The 12,699-nt window shown below is 43.5% G+C and carries 11 protein-coding genes; 3 read left to right on the forward strand and 8 right to left on the reverse strand.

Going from position 1 to position 12,699, the window contains the following annotated elements; all coding sequences use genetic code 11:
• Nucleotides 1–10: 10 nt before the first annotated feature.
• Genes GTQ38_RS08495 through GTQ38_RS08515 form a run of 5 tightly spaced genes read right to left on the reverse strand, consistent with a single transcriptional unit; the run spans nt 11 to nt 4,795 of the window.
• Nucleotides 11–1,012: an AAA family ATPase gene (locus GTQ38_RS08495; RefSeq protein ID WP_161435065.1), complete on the reverse strand. Its 1,002-nt coding sequence runs from the start codon at nt 1,010–1,012 to the stop codon at nt 11–13.
• Nucleotides 1,002–2,219 (reverse strand): DUF4350 domain-containing protein, encoded by a 1,218-nt coding sequence (locus GTQ38_RS08500; protein ID WP_161435066.1) that lies wholly within the window; start codon nt 2,217–2,219, stop codon nt 1,002–1,004. The genes GTQ38_RS08495 and GTQ38_RS08500 overlap by 11 nt, the downstream gene beginning before the upstream one ends.
• Nucleotides 2,212–2,952 carry a DUF4129 domain-containing protein gene (locus tag GTQ38_RS08505; protein ID WP_161435067.1) on the reverse strand — a complete coding sequence of 247 codons (741 nt, stop codon included), beginning with the start codon at nt 2,950–2,952 and terminating at the stop codon, nt 2,212–2,214. Before GTQ38_RS08505 ends, GTQ38_RS08500 begins: the two co-directional genes overlap by 8 nt.
• Nucleotides 2,953–2,954: 2 nt before the next feature.
• Nucleotides 2,955–3,839, reverse strand: a complete 885-nt coding sequence (locus tag GTQ38_RS08510; protein ID WP_161435068.1) for a hypothetical protein — start codon at nt 3,837–3,839, stop codon at nt 2,955–2,957.
• Nucleotides 3,836–4,795 carry a stage II sporulation protein M gene (locus GTQ38_RS08515; protein WP_161435069.1) on the reverse strand — a complete coding sequence of 320 codons (960 nt, stop codon included), beginning with the start codon at nt 4,793–4,795 and terminating at the stop codon, nt 3,836–3,838. The genes GTQ38_RS08510 and GTQ38_RS08515 overlap by 4 nt, the downstream gene beginning before the upstream one ends.
• A 32-nt stretch (nt 4,796–4,827) precedes the next feature.
• On the opposite strand from GTQ38_RS08515, the gene GTQ38_RS08520 reads away from it, so the two are divergent.
• Together GTQ38_RS08520 and GTQ38_RS08525 are read left to right on the forward strand one after the other, a co-directional pair.
• The gene (locus GTQ38_RS08520; protein WP_161435070.1) at nt 4,828–5,544 is read left to right on the forward strand and encodes an RDD family protein; all 717 of its coding nucleotides are present in this window, start codon (nt 4,828–4,830) and stop codon (nt 5,542–5,544) included.
• 3 nt (nt 5,545–5,547) lie between these two features.
• Entirely contained in the window at nt 5,548–6,150 is a 603-nt protein-coding gene (locus GTQ38_RS08525) for a trimeric intracellular cation channel family protein (protein WP_161435071.1), read from the forward strand.
• A 95-nt stretch (nt 6,151–6,245) separates the two neighbouring features.
• Here GTQ38_RS08525 and GTQ38_RS08530 read toward each other — a convergent pair whose 3' ends face one another.
• Complete coding sequence (locus GTQ38_RS08530) at nt 6,246–6,923, reverse strand: hypothetical protein (RefSeq protein ID WP_161435072.1); 678 nt, start codon at nt 6,921–6,923, stop codon at nt 6,246–6,248.
• An 810-nt stretch (nt 6,924–7,733) separates the two neighbouring features.
• On the opposite strand from GTQ38_RS08530, the gene GTQ38_RS08535 reads away from it, so the two are divergent.
• Nucleotides 7,734–8,333: a nitroreductase family protein gene (locus GTQ38_RS08535; protein ID WP_161435073.1), complete on the forward strand. Its 600-nt coding sequence runs from the start codon at nt 7,734–7,736 to the stop codon at nt 8,331–8,333.
• An 817-nt stretch (nt 8,334–9,150) separates the two neighbouring features.
• Here the strand turns inward: GTQ38_RS08535 and glgB are convergent.
• Both glgB and GTQ38_RS08545 read right to left on the reverse strand, forming a co-directional pair.
• Nucleotides 9,151–11,046 carry a 1,4-alpha-glucan branching protein GlgB gene (glgB, locus tag GTQ38_RS08540; RefSeq protein WP_161435074.1) on the reverse strand — a complete coding sequence of 632 codons (1,896 nt, stop codon included), beginning with the start codon at nt 11,044–11,046 and terminating at the stop codon, nt 9,151–9,153.
• A gap of 17 nt (nt 11,047–11,063) precedes the next feature.
• Nucleotides 11,064–12,698, reverse strand: a complete 1,635-nt coding sequence (locus tag GTQ38_RS08545; RefSeq protein WP_161435075.1) for a maltokinase N-terminal cap-like domain-containing protein — start codon at nt 12,696–12,698, stop codon at nt 11,064–11,066.
• Nucleotide 12,699 lies beyond the last annotated feature (1 nt).

Below are 12,699 nucleotides of genomic sequence, written 5' to 3' on the forward strand. Positions count from 1 at the left end.
CCCATACTCATTATCTTGGAACCTCTACAGATTCTGCAATCATACTGATAACGCTCTCCGAGGTCATGCCCTCCATTTCGCGTTCAGGGGTGAGGATCACCCGGTGGTTCAGGACGGGGACCAGGGCCTTCTTAACATCCTCAGGAATTACAAAATCTCTTCCCTGTATTGCGGCAAAGGCCTTTGCGGAATTTAAAACCGCTATGGATGCCCTCGGAGACCCACCCAGGTACAGATGCGGATGATTTCGGGTCCGGGTAACCATCTCCGCGATATACTTTACGATTTTTTCCTCCACGATCACATCCTGGATCTTTTTGCGATAGTCTTCCAGTTGTGTTGGGTTCAATACATCTTTAACCAGAGCTTGGGGCTGCTCTCCTTTGCGTTCATGGTGGGTCTGGATGATCTTTACCTCCTCTTCAACCGAAGGATACCCAACCTTGATCTTAAACAGAAATCGGTCTAGCTGCGCCTCAGGTAAAGCGTAGGTGCCTTCTTGTTCAATAGGGTTCTGAGTGGCCAGAACCATAAAAGGCATGTCCATAGGGTAGGTGGTTCCGTCCATGGTCACCTGCCGTTCTTCCATGGTCTCGAACATGGCGGCCTGGGTTTTGGCCGGAGCCCGGTTTATTTCGTCTATTAATACGATATTGGAAAAGATCGGTCCTTGTTTGAATTCGAACTCTGAAGTTTTTACGTTGAAGACCGAAGTTCCCAGGATGTCACTAGGCATAAGATCCGGAGTGAATTGTATCCTGCTGAAGCCGGTCTTGAGGGTTTTGGCAAATAGTTTGGCTGTGACCGTCTTCGCGATCCCTGGAACTCCTTCAATCAGTACATGACCATCTACGAGCAAGGAAACGATCAGCAGTTCAATGAAATTTTCCTGTCCGACAATAACCTTACCCAACTCTGCCCTGATAGCCGTTACGGCATTCTTGAGGTCTTCCAAAGGAATCCTGTTGTCAAAATTGAGTTCTTCTTTTTCCTGCTCTTCGCTATTTTGCATTTGCTTTGGCTTTAAATTTTTCTATTCGGGTGTTTAATTTTCTCAATGCTTCATCAGTAAGCTGAGTGCTCTTTGAGATGGTATCAAAGTATTTAAAAAGCGCCTTTACCTCTTCCGGACTGTGTCCGCTTCTTGACGCAAGATTCTGGTAAAACTCCTGGTCTTGTTTTTGGGTATCCAAATAAAAATGAGATCGAATGTAATCCATAAAGTATTCGATCTTGTGTTTGGCAATTTGAGCGCGTTCCCCCTTCTCATAATACATATCGGCAATGGTACGGGTAAAGTCGAGAGTCTGATTTCGCAAGGGTTTTACTACTGGGATGGCCCGTTGTTTGCGCTTCCCTTCAAAGATAATATATACCAGCACCCCGATTAATACGATGTAGTACGCCCATTTTAATTCTTTGGTATTCAGAAAAATATACATAGGAGAGGTGTAGTATGGCTTTCCGGTTTTGTAATAACTATCAAGCAACAACGGCCTGGAAGTATCTATATAGGAGAGGATACCGGCTACATAGTCCTTGTTGTTTCCTCTCAAAATAAAGTAGTTGGTAAAAGCTTTGGGGAAACTGCTAATGAGTATGGTCCCTTCTCCATAAGGCTGACTTATGACATTGATATGCGGATCCTCAGGATCTTCTTCATCGCTTTCATTGAAAACCGTACCGATCACTGTGGTTTTCAGGGTGTCCACAGCGCTAAAGTAAGTGGCATAAAGGTCCTTGGTAAAAGTATAGTCTTTCCTGGCGTCCAACCTAGGATTTACCAGTCGAAATCTTGGCGGATGCTCACGGTCCAGCCCACTGAACAGACTGGATGTTTCCAGTCCCAGCGTATCTTTCAATCGTTTTTCGAAAGCCTCTGCAGCCATGAAGAGCGTATTCCCTCTGGCGGCCCACTGTAACAAGGCATCCAGTTCGCTTTCACCGAATTCAAGGGCATCGTTCACAAAGAAATAGGTTCCCTCAAGATCGCTGTTATTTGCCAGAAATTCGAATGGGGGGATGCGGACTGGTCTCAGATCATCTTCGAAATCCTGCTCCAGAATATCCCGCAATACATAGGTGCCATAGGGCAATTTATGCTGTGCCACAAAGGAAGGGAACCAATTGACCTCCTTGGGTTTGTTGTACTCCAATAGCAGGAGCAAACCCAGGGTAAGGACGGCAATCACGACATATATCGTTCCTTTTTTACGCACTTTTATCGACCATTTTTTGCAGCTGGGTAAATGCCCTGGCAGCTGTTTTGTATTCGGTTTCCTCTATGTCAAAACTTCCATACCAGATATAATCATAAAGCCTGGTAATGGTCCTGAACGGAGCCTGTATTTCCGGCTTTTGGATCTCATGCAGGTAGTCGTCATTTGTTTTTTGCAGTTCCCATTTTATCATGTCTTTTTCGCTCATCAATTGTAATAGAAACAGGTAGTAATATCGTATGGCCAATCGATAATTCCTTTCTTCCAGGGCTTTACGGATCAAGGCCTGGATGTCTTCGTTCTGAATGATGTGCTCTTCCTCTGAAAGCGCCGCCAAGGGCTTGTTTTTTTGTGTGTGTAACATACTGTTGGCACTTACCCTCAGGAAAAATTTAATCAAGAGAAAGATGAAAAAGAGGAGCAGCAGATAGGGGAGTATGCGAAGAAAGAAAGCCAGAAAGCCAGTGGCTTTTTCAACGCCGAACAATGCTTCAAAGAACCGAAGGAACAGGTTTCCTATCCAGGCCATTAAGGCATCCCACCAGCCGTTTTCCTGCTTTTCAATTTCGTAGTTGAAGGCCGGATTTTCCTTGTAGGCCCGGAGTTCCTCCTCACTTATTTGTAACCGCTCAATCGGGCCCTCATCGTATTTCACCTCCGTGGAGTCTTGCTTTGCCAATAGCAGGTTGGCAGCAAGGCAACAAAAGCAAAAGACGACAAGTTTTCTTAGCATTTCTAATTTTCCGCAGACTCTCCCAGGTTTTGGATGCGCTCGTAGGTACCTGTAAAGTTTTTCTTTTCGTTGAGATCAAAATAAATCAATACACCGGCGACTACCGAAATAATGTTCAATAAAAATTGCGCCAGGGTGCTGAGCATTCCCAGGAGTATGGAGATGGGGTCGAAGAAATTACCATCCAGGCTGACCGGGTCTACTTCTCCCGATATAATACCCATCTTCATCCAGGTGTAAAGGGTAGAGGGTAAGGCGAAGGCGTAGCTGGCTACGGTAACGATAATACCTACCACGAATAGTGATGCGAATGTCATCCACCAATGATCCTTCACCAGGGTAAAACTGTAAGAATAGGCGTCTGTTACCCCTTTTTGATTGAAGACCATTACGCTGAAAGAGAGCATTAAGGGCACATATAAGTAAATCCCCGGAATGAAACAGAACATAAAGCCAATGCCAACCGAAAGGCCTACCAGAATTCCCAACCCAATGAAATTCCAGAAGGACTGGTATACCTCTTTGCGGATCTCGGCATAATCTGCCTTTCCCTTATTGTTGGCGTAAGACCGTATGTAGAAAAGTGTAGTAGCCTGAGAAATGACATAAACCGCAATCACCGAAAATATCAGCAGCACGGCCACGAGTAAGATCAGGAAAGTATTGGCTACACTATCCGAACGTTCGATATTAAAGTTGACAAAGTCTCCTACAGTGTACATATAGAAGCCATAACTAAGAAGCATGACCAAGAGGTAAGGCCCGACAATCCTGAAGAATATGCTGAAAAACGGTTTGAACTGATTGCGCAAAAACGCGAAGGTATCACTTAAAATACTGCCGAGTTCGCGTTTCTTTTTGAATTCTATGTAATTGGTTTCGTTCATAATTTGGATTTACTGTGAAGTTGGCGGGGATATATAACGTAGTAATACAATATTATTGCCAGGGAGGAGGCAATTATTAGGATTGCAAGAGCATCGGGCATTTCGGTATGCCTGGTCACAAAACCCTCCAGGAATCCCGCTATAACGAAGAATGGCAGGGTGCTTATCATGATCTTGAGACTGTTCTTTATCCCGCGCTTAAAAGACTCCATCCGGGTGTAAGTTCCCGGGAAGAGCATGCCATTGGCCATTACCAGTCCGGCACAACCGGCAATGATAATGACGGAAATCTCTATGGTCCCATGGATCCAGATGGTTCTCGCAGATTCCCATAAGAGACCTTTTTCGTAAAAGAAATACTGGAAACTGCCGAGCATAATACCATTGCGAAGCATTACCATCAAAGTACCGATACCCAAAGTGATGCCGAGGGCGAAAGCAATTAAGGCTACGCGTATATTATTTATGGTGATCCCCAGGAACATATTGAATTCCCCCATTTGTTTGTACACTGCCATAGGATCTCCTTTTTCTATATTTTCCAGGGTCATATTCACATAGTTATCGCCGAGTATGGCCCGGACAAAATCCCCGTCATTCGCGGCCGAAAAAGCCCCAACCAGGCTAAAAAACAGGAAGACCAAAAAGGCGATCAACAATTCCCTTTGGTGATGATAAAACATGCTGGGGAACTCTGTTTTCCAGAATTGTACAATTCTGTTCCTGGATTCTTTTTTGGTCTTGTAAATTTTGCGATGCGCTTCTGAAGCCAGGGTATTGAGATAAAACTCCGTATTACTGCCCGGATAGAAGGTTTTGGCATAGCTCAGATGGTCAGTAATTTCTACATAAAGGTCGGACAATACATCTGGAGAAATCTTCGTTTTGTTAGACAGTGCGCTTTCAAAAGTAGCCCATTTGTCTTTATTTTGCTTTACGAAGGCGGCCTCGCGCATTAACTTTTGGTTTATCCCAAAGAAACGAAAGTATGGAACAATTTCAAATAGAAACGGCCCAAAATATCAGTATCAGCCAGAACACTGCGCACCTCGGAGACCGCATGCTTGCTTACCTTATAGACAGTTTTATCATTATTACTTACATTGTTTTGATGTTTCTGGTAATGGGCGCTCTTGACGTGGATATTGAGGATATGTGGGTGCTGGTTATGGTACTTAGTCTTCCTGCTTTTCTATATTATGTGCTGTTGGAAACTTTTACCAACGGTAAAACCGTAGGCAAAAGCCTGATGCGTATTCGGGTGGTTAAATTAGATGGCAGCAAACCGAGTTTTGCCAACTATTTTGTGCGTTGGATATTGAGGATCATTGACGTATCACTCACAACCGGCGGGTTAGCGGTATTAACCATTCTAATCCGGGGCAAAGGGCAGCGTATTGGGGATATTGCAGCAGGAACCACTGTGATCAGTGAAAAAAGGAAAGTTGGGCTCAAGGATACATTACTGAGGGAATTGCCAGAAGATTATAAACCTCAATTTCCGCAGGTTGTGGTATTTAAGGACAGGGAGATGCAGACCATCAAAGAACTTTACGATTCCGCCAAATTACACGGTGATCATCATGTGGTGATCTCACTCAGTGAGCGGATAAAAAAAGTTATGGGGATCAGTACGGACCTCAAACCCATACAATTTGTGGATATTGTGATCAAGGATTACAATTTCTACACTCAAAACCTTTAGGTCTTGTTTTACTTTGTTATTGACATTCTGGGTACTATCGCTTTTGCCATTTCCGGGGTACTGGTTGCTATGGAGAAAAAGCTCGATCTTTTCGGGGTGATCATTATCGCATTCGTTACAGCCATAGGCGGCGGTACACTCCGAGACCTTCTGATAGGGGATACACCGGTGGTTTGGATGCGTGATTCCGTATACGTGATTACCATTTCCGGAACGGTGGTCTTTGCCATCCTGTTCCGCAAAAAACTCCGATATCTCCGTACTTCCCTCTTCCTGTTCGATACTATAGGCATAGGCCTCTATACCATGGTAGGAATAGAAAAAGGCGTTCAGGCAGAATTGCTTCCTGTGATGTGTGTTGCTTTGGGTACGATAACAGCCAGTTTTGGCGGGGTACTGCGTGATATCCTTTGTAATGAGATCCCTGTGATCTTCCGAAAGGAGATCTATGCTACAGCCTGTATTCTGGGAGGCAGCTTTTATTTCCTGTTGACCTATCTGACAGTTAAAGATCAGTACGCCTTCCTGGCGGCCATCGTTTTGGTAATTAGCATAAGACTTCTGGCGGTAAGGTTTAAGATCGCCTTGCCGAATATTTATTCATAGGAGCGAACGTCTAATGAAAGAGGGCTGTGCAAATTGCTAAGTGTAAGTTTAAGTTCAAGCTCAAGTATGAGTTGGGGTGATACGATTTTAGCTGTTTAAGTTTTCAAATATTCGAAAATGCTCATTAAGTCTTCTTTCCGGTTTAGTTTGAGTTTTTTGGATTTGATGAATTTCTTTAATTCCTGTGATTTTTCCGGAAATAGTTTGAGAAAGCCGTTGGTCTTTTGAGGGATCAGGGTAAGTTCTTTAGGATCATTGGCGGTACTGAAATAAAATTCCGGCTTGCCGGGTTTAAATCTTGGGGGTTGCGCCTCTTTGTAGGCCTCAGCTTTTACTTCCTTATAGTAATTGACCTTTTGTTTCAAATAAAGTTTGTAGCCCTCTGAATTAGAAAGGAGCTGAAAAAAGGAGTGTTTTCTCTTACCTTTTTCGTCCAGATAGCTGAGAGTTTGGTATTCGGTATTACTCCCGTCCAGTAGTTTGATCGCAAAGAAATCTCCCTCATTCAAAACTACGACCCGTCCCTCACTTACTTTAACTTCAACCTCTCCGCTATAGCCATTAAAGCGAACGAAATGAGTTTTGCTAATATCATTTATTTTGGCCGGAGTAAAACTCTCATTCAGATAGGGAGTTCCTTCCGGAGAATTATACTCAGTTTTATACTTATTAGTTCCATAAAAAACGTTACCGAGTTCTGTTCTGAGTATTTGCTGAGCCGATGAATAGCTCAAAAAGCATAGAAACACTATTACTAATATTGTTTTCTTCATAATTGACAATTGAATCCGAATTACAGATTTTTCTTATTCTAAAGTAAGAAGTATTTTGTATCAAATCCATAAAACTAAATCAAAAGTTGAGCCGATTGACTAGTTTTAGGTAGGGAGGTGGTTGGGTAAATTGTGAAAGTGTAAAACTGTAAAACTGTGAAATTGTAAAATTGCGATTTGGCTAATGTGAAAGGGTGAAAATGGAGTATTGGATGGTTGGATTGTTAGATTGTTGGATGCTTGGACGGTTGGATTGTTGCATTGTTAGACTATTGGATGGTTGGACTGTTAGATGGTTGGACTATTGGACGGTTGGATTTTTATCAAGGGGACTGTTCACTTTTAAAAGTATAAGCTTAAGTAAATGGTTTTAAGTTGTAAGTTTTGAATTTTAAAAAAGGACACTACTAAATTTAATCTTCCGAGGCCTTAATGAAGCAAGACTGTTCACTGTTCACTGATTACTGTTCACTTATTACTCCCGATAGCTATCGGGACTGTTCACTGAGTTCCTCCTCCGAAGCTTTAGCGAAGGAGGGCTGCCTACTGAAACAGGGGTTCTGAACCCCACCCCAGTTTTAAGTTAGTAACATTCACTGCAATTTGAAAGCAGAAAGACAATGTGTTAATTTGGAAATTTGGAAATGACCCAATGTAGCAAATTGAGGATTTGAAATCCAGTAAAACTGTAAAATTGAGGAATTGTGAAATTTATTGCTAACCACACTCTTTGGATGATTATTGTAAACACAGAATTCTATACATAATATTGTAACATTAATTTTTATAGTAATATTCAGAAAAAACAGGATGAGCTTTAAGGAATACATGCAACAGCGTTATACTACCAAAATGTATAATCCGTCCAGGAAGATTGAGCAAAACAAAATTCAGGATTTAATGGAGGTGCTACGCCTGAGCCCCTCCTCCATAAATAGTCAGCCCTGGAAATTTACCTTTGTCTCAGATGCCGAAACCAAACAGCAATTGTCCAAAGTTTCCTGGCTGAATACAGAAAAAGTCCTGGATAGTGACACCGTGGTGGTATTCAGTAGAATTAACAGTCTGGACCTTTTTGAACAGCAAATTGAAGCAGAGCTACCCGGACGTGCTGTTGATTATTACAAAGAGTTTATCAAACCAATGCCAGAAGATCAGATCAAATCCTGGTTTAACCGGCAACTGTATTTGTCCCTTGGGGTATTCTTAAGCGCCTGCGCTGCAATGGGCATTGATGCAACGCCCATGGAGGGTATAGAACCAGAGCAGTACGACAGAATCCTGAATCAATTGGACTATGCCGCCGTTGTGGCAGTGGCCATTGGCTACCGGGATGAAGACGACTTTAACCAACCATCCAAAAGGCCAAAATCCAGGAGAGATCTGGAAAAAGTAATAGAGACTGTTTGAGATGCTTTTTGCTGCAGAAGTTTAAGTACAAGGGCAGGTTGTAAGTGTTAGGTTTTAAATGAAGAGTACTTGATAAGTTGTAAAAATGTAAAACTGTAAAATCGAGGAATTGTGAAATCGTGAGTTTGCGACTTGGCCAGCATGAAGATTTGAAAATGGAGTATTGGATTGTTAGACGGTTGGAATAGTCAGACTTTTAGACGGTTAGACCTTTGGATTGGTGGTTGGCCAGACTTGTTAGACTATTGGATTGTTAGATTGTTGGATGCTTGGACGGTTGGATTGTTGGATTGTTAGACTATTGGATTGTTGGATAGTTAGACTATTGGATGGTTGGACTGTTAGATGGTTGGACTGTTAGATGGTTGGACTGTTAGATGGTTGGATGCTTGGACGGTTGGATTTTTATCAAAGGGACTGTTCACTTTTAAAAGTATAAGCTTAAGTTAATGGTTTTAAGTTGTAAGTTTTGAATTTTAAAAAAGGACACTACTAAATTTAATCTTCCGAGGCCTTAATGAAGCAAGACTGTTCACTGTTCACTGATTACTGTTCACTGATTACTCCCGATAGCTATCGGGACTGCTTACTGTCCACTGCTTACTGCATACTGAAACAGGGGTTCCAAACCCCGCCCCAGTTCTAAGTTAGTGACATTCACTGCATTTTGAAAGCAGGATAAACAAACTACAAGTGTAAGTTTAAGTCTAAGTTCAAACGCTTACAATGTTCAGTAAAGGGAACTGTTCACTGATTACTGTTCACTGCCCACTGTTCACTGCCTACTGCCGACCGCTAACTGCTTACTGAAATAATTCTACTGGAACACCACAACAGCCAATGGGGGAATAGTGATCTCAACAGATTGATCCCGACCGTGCCAGGGAGTTGCGCTCGTTTTTACCTTCCCATTCTTCATGCCGCTGCCGCCATATTTCTTAAGATCGCTATTAAAGACTTCGGTAAGCGTTCCGCTTTTTGGGATACCCATGCGATAATTCTCCCGGGGTACCGGAGTAAAGTTACAGGCAATGAACAGATCGTTCTTCTCATCATGGCCCTTTCTGATATAGGTAAGAACAGAATTTTCCGCATCTCCATAATCGATCCACTGGAAGCCTTCTGTACTGAATTGTTTTTCATATAGAGCCGGGTAACCCTGGTAAAGGGCATTGAGATCTTTTACCATTTGCTGCACGCCCGAATGGAGGTCGTACTGTACCAAATGCCAGTCCAGGCTGTGTTGGTAATTCCATTCCGAAGATTGCCCGAATTCTCCTCCCATAAAGATCAGGTTGGTACCCGGGTGGGTAAACATATAGCCGAATAGTAATCTGAGGTTGGCAAAGCGCTGCCACTCATCACCAGGCATACGATATAGCAAAGATTGTTTTCCATAGACCACTTCGTCATGAGAGAAAGGCAACATAAAATTCTCCGTAAACGCATAGGTCATACTGAAGGTAATATCATTCTGATGGTGTTTTCGGTATATAGGTTCTTTCTTAAAGTATTCCAGGGTGTCGTGCATCCATCCCATCATCCATTTCATCCCAAATCCCAGTCCACCCAGGTAAACAGGTCTGGATACCCCTGAGAAAGCGGTAGATTCCTCTGCTATGGTCTGAACGCCCTTAAAGCTCTGATAGATCTCCTCGTTTAGCTCCCGGATAAAAGAGATGGCTTCCAGGTTTTCATTATTTCCGTACATATTAGGTTCCCACTCACCTTCTTCACGAGAGTAGTCCAGGTAAAGCATAGAAGCCACGGCGTCTACCCTCAAGCCGTCTACGTGAAATTGATCCAACCAAAACAACGCGTTACTTATCAGGAAAGCGCGCACCTCATTACGGCCGTAGTTAAAGATCAGACTTTTCCAGTCCGGGTGGTAACCTCTTCTACGGTCCGGGTGTTCGTAGAGGTGAGAGCCATCAAAAAATCCGAGTCCGTGAGCGTCTTCAGGAAAATGGGAGGGTACCCAATCCAGGATCACCCCGATATCATTCTGGTGTAGTTTGTCTACCAGTAATTTAAATTCCTCAGGTTTCCCGAAACGGGAGGTAGGAGCAAAATAGCCTGTAAGCTGGTAACCCCAGGAAGGATCAAAAGGGTATTCCATTATCGGCATGAACTCCACATGCGTAAAATTCATTTCTTTCAGGTAAGTTACCAGTTCGTCCGCCAATTCCGTATAGCTCATAAAGCCATTCCCTTCCCTGCGTCTCCAGGAGCCCAGGTGTACTTCGTAGACCGAATAAGGACGGTCCAGGCCGTTCTTGTCAGCCCGATAGCCCATCCATTTCTTGTCTTTCCACTTGTAATCGGCCTTCCAAACTACGGAGGCCGTATTGGGTGGGGTTTCACAGAGGCGCGCAAAGGGATCCGCCTTTTCGGTCATGATGTCGTTGTTGTGCGAATGGATCTTATACTTGTATTTGGTTCCGACATCCACCCCCGGGATAAAACCTTCCCAAATACCGCTTTCATCCCAGCGAACATTCAGCTTGTGATCTCCTTCCAGCCAATAATTAAAATCACCAACGACTGCCACGGACTTGGCCGAAGGGGCCCAAACCGCAAAGTAAGTGCCTTTCTCCCCGTTGACCTCAATAGGATGGGACCCAAGTTTTTCATAAAGGCGGTAATGCTTCCCGGCCTTGAATAAATTGATATCGAAGTCGGAAAACAAACTATGTGGCACAACTCTGCTCATATAATTTTGGTTTTAGTTTAGTTAGTTTCATTAATGATTCCCATGATCCCTTCCAGAGGGATCACAGCCCATCTGGGTCTTGAATTCATTTCGTAACCCAGTTCGTAGACTGCTTTTTCTAACATGCAATATTTTAAAATGAATACCCGCTCCTGTTTATAGCCAATATTCAGGTTGTGTTCCTGGATAATGGTGACATAGGTTTCCATAAATACCCCAATAAAGTAGCGGTAAAGGGTTTCTCCGGCCTGGTATAACTCTTCCAACTGATAGGGGTAGGCGTCTCCATTGTTGAATATTGTGGCGTATATGGCGTAATGAAAGGAACGGAAGATCCCGGCAATATCCTTAAGCGGGGGTTGCTTTACTTTACGGTCCCTGATGGTACTCTCGGGCTCTCCTTCAAAATCGAGTAAATAGAAATCGTCATCCTGTACTAAGATCTGTCCAAGGTGATAATCTCCATGTACACGTATGCGTTCTCCTTTTAGGCGTGTCCAGTCAAAGTTCACAAATCTTTTCCTGATCTCATTCTTGCGTTCCAGGAATTCCTTGGCGAGTTCCAGGCTAAGTCCCTCGAGCCTGTGCAGGTTGTTCTCAACCGTATTCAATCGATTTTGAAATTGATACAGCAAGCGGTTTTTGAGCCAAACTTCGTAATCCCCGTTAAAGTGAGTTGGGGTAAAGGCGGTATCTTCAAATTCAGACCCCAGCGCTACATGCATTTCAGCTGTTCTCCGGGCCAGTACCTGAATTTTAAGGAAGATATTCAACCCGGCCCAATCAATGATCTCCGGAGGCACATCCCGTATCTGAGTACGTTGGAAAAGGGGTACCCGGGGAAGTTTGGATACACTGATCCCCTTGTATTCCAGGTTGCTGAAGATCTTATGTAGTTCTTTCAACATAAAATCCCAGGCATCACCCTGGTTAGGAACCAATTCCTGCATCAGGGCTATGGTAATGTTAACCCCGTCCGTATCCATAATACTCAGGCTGCCCTGGTAAGCCGGGGTATTCTTATATCCCTTGCGTTCAGAAAGGAAACGGCTCATCTCGTAATCCGGGTTCTTATCGGCATAGATCCGCCTAAAGAATTTAATCACTAGAGTATCGTTGATAATAATAGAGGTATTACTCTGCTCCAGCCCCATAAAACGGGACGATTTGTACTCGGTCTCCGTAAAATTCAGGCTCTTGTGATACTGTACCCGGGTACGGTCGTCCTGCTCTGCGTTGACAATTCTTTCAAAAACCAGTTTCCTAAAGGCCTCCAGGTTCAGCGCATCTATGATAAACCCTTCCTGTCCTTTGATAGAAAGCGGCAGTATGCGGTCTTTTTCAGCAAAACTCTCATCCGACACAAAAGCTATGGGCAGGAAATAATGCTGGTAAAAGGCTTCTTCAAAATTAACTTCCAGCAACAGTCCGTAATACACTTCTTCCCGTTGTTGGATGCGAAAGTACTCCTGCAATTCGATATATTTCATTTTGCTGGATTTACCGCCGTACCAACGCTGTTGTACGACATAGTTCTCCAGCACATCGGAGAGAAATACCTTTACGAACTTCTCGTCCTCCATCAGGTCCTCCCAGGCTACATCAAATTTGAAGGGAGGTTGCAATACCGAATCTTTTTTTGCTTTAGCCATG

The sequence above is a fragment of the Poritiphilus flavus genome, assembly GCF_009901585.1.
In the GTDB taxonomy this organism is placed as follows: Bacteria; Bacteroidota; Bacteroidia; order Flavobacteriales; family Flavobacteriaceae; genus Poritiphilus; species Poritiphilus flavus.

Excerpts from the sequence above, each read along its gene's own strand:
- glgB (WP_161435074.1), bottom strand. The coding sequence starts at position 11,046 with ATGAGCAGAGTTGTGCCACATAGTTTGTTTTCCGACTTCGATATCAAT.
- GTQ38_RS08520 (WP_161435070.1), top strand. The coding sequence starts at position 4,828 with ATGGAACAATTTCAAATAGAAACGGCCCAAAATATCAGTATCAGCCAG.
- GTQ38_RS08535 (WP_161435073.1), top strand. The coding sequence starts at position 7,734 with ATGAGCTTTAAGGAATACATGCAACAGCGTTATACTACCAAAATGTAT.
- GTQ38_RS08530 (WP_161435072.1), bottom strand. The coding sequence starts at position 6,923 with ATGAAGAAAACAATATTAGTAATAGTGTTTCTATGCTTTTTGAGCTAT.
- GTQ38_RS08515 (WP_161435069.1), bottom strand. The coding sequence starts at position 4,795 with ATGCGCGAGGCCGCCTTCGTAAAGCAAAATAAAGACAAATGGGCTACT.
- GTQ38_RS08545 (WP_161435075.1), bottom strand. The coding sequence starts at position 12,698 with ATGGCTAAAGCAAAAAAAGATTCGGTATTGCAACCTCCCTTCAAATTT.
- GTQ38_RS08510 (WP_161435068.1), bottom strand. The coding sequence starts at position 3,839 with ATGAACGAAACCAATTACATAGAATTCAAAAAGAAACGCGAACTCGGC.
- GTQ38_RS08505 (WP_161435067.1), bottom strand. The coding sequence starts at position 2,952 with ATGCTAAGAAAACTTGTCGTCTTTTGCTTTTGTTGCCTTGCTGCCAAC.
- GTQ38_RS08495 (WP_161435065.1), bottom strand. The coding sequence starts at position 1,012 with ATGCAAAATAGCGAAGAGCAGGAAAAAGAAGAACTCAATTTTGACAAC.